Annotated in this window: 9 protein-coding genes; all 9 read right to left on the reverse strand. The window is 38.9% G+C overall.

Features of this window, described 5'->3' with window-relative positions:
- A partial coding sequence (locus O9295_RS09065; protein WP_288032737.1) for a DUF29 family protein occupies positions 1-174 on the reverse strand: 174 nt, incomplete at its 3' end.
- A 76-nt stretch (positions 175-250) separates the two neighbouring features.
- Positions 251-1,147: a DUF5838 family protein gene (locus O9295_RS09070; protein WP_288032731.1), complete on the reverse strand. Its 897-nt coding sequence runs from the start codon at positions 1,145-1,147 to the stop codon at positions 251-253.
- A 33-nt stretch (positions 1,148-1,180) separates the two neighbouring features.
- Entirely contained in the window at positions 1,181-1,624 is a 444-nt protein-coding gene (locus O9295_RS09075; protein WP_002802537.1) for an HNH endonuclease, read from the reverse strand.
- Positions 1,621-2,013, reverse strand: a complete 393-nt coding sequence (locus O9295_RS09080; protein WP_002802535.1) for a hypothetical protein — start codon at positions 2,011-2,013, stop codon at positions 1,621-1,623. Before O9295_RS09080 ends, O9295_RS09075 begins: the two co-directional genes overlap by 4 nt.
- 355 nt (positions 2,014-2,368) lie before the next feature.
- Complete coding sequence (locus tag O9295_RS09085; RefSeq protein ID WP_288032733.1) at positions 2,369-2,515, reverse strand: anacyclamide/piricyclamide family prenylated cyclic peptide; 147 nt, start codon at positions 2,513-2,515, stop codon at positions 2,369-2,371.
- A gap of 191 nt (positions 2,516-2,706) precedes the next feature.
- The gene (locus O9295_RS09090; RefSeq protein ID WP_149978883.1) at positions 2,707-3,003 is read right to left on the reverse strand and encodes a type II toxin-antitoxin system RelE/ParE family toxin; all 297 of its coding nucleotides are present in this window, start codon (positions 3,001-3,003) and stop codon (positions 2,707-2,709) included.
- A complete protein-coding gene (locus tag O9295_RS09095) occupies positions 3,003-3,287 on the reverse strand; it encodes a ribbon-helix-helix domain-containing protein (protein ID WP_288032734.1) in 285 nt (94 codons plus the stop codon). Before O9295_RS09095 ends, O9295_RS09090 begins: the two co-directional genes overlap by 1 nt.
- Positions 3,288-3,578: 291 nt before the next feature.
- Positions 3,579-3,719, reverse strand: a complete 141-nt coding sequence (locus O9295_RS09100; RefSeq protein ID WP_288032735.1) for an anacyclamide/piricyclamide family prenylated cyclic peptide — start codon at positions 3,717-3,719, stop codon at positions 3,579-3,581.
- A gap of 605 nt (positions 3,720-4,324) precedes the next feature.
- Positions 4,325-4,465, reverse strand: a complete 141-nt coding sequence (locus tag O9295_RS09105) for a hypothetical protein (RefSeq protein ID WP_288032736.1) — start codon at positions 4,463-4,465, stop codon at positions 4,325-4,327.
- Positions 4,466-4,532: the final 67 nt, after the last annotated feature.

Here is a 4,532-nt window from a genome sequence, read left to right on the forward strand (position 1 = left end):
TAAAAGACTGGCTACTGCATTTTTCTTTTCTTTGCCCAAATCCTCTAATTCCTCGATTAAATGTTCTAAGTCTAGCTGTTGAAATTGATGATTTCTAAGCAAGCTAATGGTTTCTCCTAGCCATTGAGAGTCATCAAGCTCATAGAGTTGTTTTAAGGCGTGAATACTTTGCATTATTGATTGTCTCCATTAGCAGTTTTATCTTTTTGAGTATCTTGACATCAGGGAAGTTTAGTGGTTAACATAAGATTTACTCCATTCCAAAATACTTATAATAGTAAAGTATAACATTTTCAATTCTCGTTTTTTCTAATTCTTGTTGGGCTGTACCTACCCACATACCAGATAAAATATCTTGATGCTGATAAAAGCTATGAACTCTTTGGGCGGTATCATTAAGCTTGAAGTAATTGGTTAAATCTTGACGATTTTTGAGACGGTAGTAAAGAACTGGGTTATTATTTGTTTTGGAAAAGCCAAAACCAAATAAGCTTGTTGCTTTAAGAGGTTCTAAAACAAATTTGGGAAGATGTCGCCATACTTTGTCTTGAGTTTCTGGTTTAAAAAAGTCTGTTTCTGCAACTTCAGGGTAAATTTTGATCGCACTACGGCCATCAAAATAGAAATCAAAGCCGACAATGGAAAGAAAATCTCGTACAGCTATTAAATCATCACTATCACTGGTTAACAATAACGCTTGGTTGATTTTTTCAGGATAATCTTTTAGCCTGATGTGCATTTTTAAACTAGAATCAGCAAGATTAGTCCTTAAATCAATACCCGTACTGAAAACCGTGATTTTACTGAAATTAAAATTAAGTCCTAAGAACTGCTGTAATAAAGAATAGTCTAATTTAACACCAACTCGGTTTTCAACTTGCCGAAAAAAAGCTAAAGACTGCGCTAGATATTTTTGCCATTCTTGAGCTTTATCTTTAAAAAAGAGCATAAACCTTGAGGCAATGAGTTTATCTAATTCTATCTTACAAGAGGCTTCAATACTACAATCGCCCTCAACCCCCATCACGAAATCTTCAAACAGCCGTAAAGGATAAATCGGCTCAACATCGAAAGCTTGTTGATGGTTACGAATAAATTGTAGCCTTTGCTCTTTGAGGAAGCTTTTTTGAATGTCAGCAACTATCATAATGGCCAGTTTTTAGATTGTTAAAGGAATATTTTAGGTAAGGTGAGATTCCGTCTGCAAATTAGGTGGATGCCAACCAGCTTTAACCCAATTTTTACGCACAATAACAGCCAGATTACTATTTAATCTTAAAGCTACAATTGTTGCTCGACCACAAGCCGTTACTCCCATAATTTCCGTTCCTTCTTGAGTCCAAGTAAAATGTTCTTGCCATTTTTGAAGGCGAGGATTAAATAAGGAAACCAACACCTCAGATTTGGGATCAATAGCTTCAGTTTGAGTCCATTTATATTGATTACATAATTCACAAGCTAAACATAAATTATCTTCTGTATTAGCACCACCTTTAGCTAAAGGTTGGATATGATCAATTTGTAATCTCCCCATAATATAATCCTGGTGACTTAGGCAATATTCACAGCGATTTCCTGCCCGTTGTTTAACTTTTTGGCGTAAGGTTTCTGTGAGAAAACTCATGGTATTAAAGGCTCTCTCAAACCTCGTTTAACGGCTTCAGCTAAGGCTATTGACTTTCTTAATTGTCCCATTTGGTAAATTGAGATTAAAACTAATAATTCATAGCCTTCGGCTTCGGTTAAGCCCGTATTTTTCCCCTTAGCTTGTAACTCTCCTAAGCGTTGATTCTGAACAGCATCCATTTTTGAATTAGCTAATTCAATAACTTCGGAATCTAAAAGATGGGAAACTTCAAGATGATTGCCCACAGCTGAGAGATTATTAAAGGTAGGCAAAATGATTTCTAAGGTATCAATTAAAACCTCTGATAACTCTCGTTCTGTAGCCTTTCCTAAACATTGGGCTGATTCAAGTAAACTGACTGGTAAATTAATAGTAATCTGAGTCATTTGTGATGTATGAATAAGTAAATCTTACTTTAATCATAGCTCATCTAATTCTGTCAAAGGGACAAACCCAAGGAGAAGAACACCGCTATCCGATAACCCTGGGGAAGTAAGATATTGGCACGGGTTCATCTCCCTGAACCTAAGTCTTCTAACACTGGTGAATCAAGGAAAAGGGGGACCGAGAAGAGAAACAACCTCTGCTCCCCTGCTCCCTTGCTTCTCCACCGATGCCCGGTATCCGAAACCCCCGAATCACCACGGGATTGTGCGTCAATTCCTTGAGGCTAACCGTGCGCCTTGGCAAGGAGAAAAAGACTTTTGACCTGATTTGAGGTTCCTGCTAGAATCAAGGGGACTACTCTGCGTCGTCTCCCGCAAAAGGATCCGGCCCGTTGTTGTAATCAAACTGGGGAGCGATCGCATTGCCATCACGAGAGACGGTAGCGGTATTTTCCCGTTGGACAGGAGCAGCGTTACTAGGGGTCAGTTTTTTGGTTTTCATGGGGTATATCCTCCATAATTTTAAGTCAAATTTACCAGTTCTTTTTTCCCGAGTCAAGAGTTTTTTTTCGGTGGAGTTTTGGGAAGTTTTTGTGAAGCTTAGATCAGCTTAAATTTCCCCAAAGAAAACCCCAGCCGATGCTACTGGGGAGCAGGGAAGAATGACACCCTTAGATTGATGCGATCGCTTTCTTAATCAAGATCAAACATAGCATCTAAATCTCTATATCCACTAACTACTCTTGCGATTTCAATTCCGTTTTCAAGAGGGAAATAAAATATCAGATAATCTTCTACAGGAAAACTTCGTAAACTAGGGATTAACTCATCGCGCCTACGTCCCAGATTGGGGAATTTAGCTAATTTTTTACAAGCCTGTTGGATTTTTTCTTTTAAAATTCTAGCAGCTTGCGGATTTTTCCCAGCCAAGTAACTATTAACTTGCTTTAAATCCAATCTAGCTGAGGGTGAGAAAATAATCTTTGATATTATTTCTGACTCATCGGGAAACCCTTAGCCTCTATTTGTTGTAAATCCTCTTCTAATTCTGAAAAAACCTCTTCGGCATTAATTCCTTTCTGTCGTCTTAATTCCTCAACGCCAATCATAACTTCCCGTTTCAATTCTTCAAATCTTCCTCGGTAAATTCTGTCTCTTTCTGCCAATAAACGCAATCCCTCTTGAATAACGGCTAAATCATCTTGATATTTTCCTGTTTTAATTTGTTGAGCAATCAAATCTTCTATTTCTGGTGTCAGTTGGATAGTGTTCATCGCTTCTCCTGATTACCTTTATATCATCCTAATCGAGTATTATAGCGCAGACTTTTTGGCATCTTATATTTTTAACAGATTTTCGGGTTTATCTCCCTGAATCTAAGTCTTCTAGCACTCGCGAGTCAAGGAAAAGGGGAACCGAGAAGAGCAAAAACCTGTACTCCCCTGCTCCCTCTCTCCCCTGACCCCTTGCTTCTCCACCGTCAATTACAAGGAAGCAACCGTGCGCCTTGGCAAGGAGAAAAAGACTTTTGACCTGATTTGAGGTTCGTGCTAGAATCAAGGGGACTACTCTGCGTCGTCTCCCGCAAAAGGAATCCATCGGGACGTAATAAGGGGAGCGATCGCATTGCCATCACGAGAGACGGTAGCGGTATTTTCCCGTTGCACAGGAGCAGCATTGCGGGGTGTCAGTTTTTTGGTTTTCATGGGGTATATCCCCCAATGATTTTAATTAATTTAATTAACCGGCCTTGACATCTTCTCGTCAATAGTTGTTTGTGAAGTTGTGTGAAGTTTTTGTTAAGCTTAGCTCTGGACTTCCCCCGTATAAACATACTAGCTATGGCTAAAAGTCTTACAGAGCCTGAGTTAAAGCAACATAATACTAATGAACTACTGGGTACAAAATCCTGAAGTCCTTACGCAGATAGGGTTTGAGGCAAAAATTTTCAAATTTGACCTTTCGACCATTATAGCTTGTTTCGGGGCAGAAAACCATCAAAAACATGGCTACAGAGGGAATCGCTGACTCTAGAGATTAATGACACCATCTGTTACAATAAGGTTAGCGATCACTATACAGCCAACTCTACGGAATCGCTCTACTCCAGATACAGTAAACGGTACAGCCATTTTCAAGGGAAAAATGTACCCAGTAGCCTCTTTTCAATTTTTTCTGAGAAGCGACCTGCAGTAAGGGTTTTGTTAATTTTTTAGTATTTCTGTATGGGGGAAGTCCAGTTAGATCAGCTTAAATTTTCCGAAGAAAACCCCTACCTGATGCTATTGGGGAACGGGGAAGAATGACACCCTTAGATGGATGCGATCGCTTTTTTAATTAACATCAAACATATAATCCCGAAAATGCGATTAAGATAAAATTCAGGCTCTTCGGGAATTGTTATGCAAATAATTAACTTAAAATAAAATTCGATGAGAGCGCCTACGCTCAAAAGTAGCTGAAATCCATATAGGGAAAGACTTAAAGCACAAACAGGTTAATGCCAAAAGATAGACAAT

The organism is Microcystis sp. LE18-22.4A (assembly GCF_027531105.1).
Classification (GTDB): Bacteria; Cyanobacteriota; Cyanobacteriia; order Cyanobacteriales; family Microcystaceae; genus Microcystis; species Microcystis aeruginosa.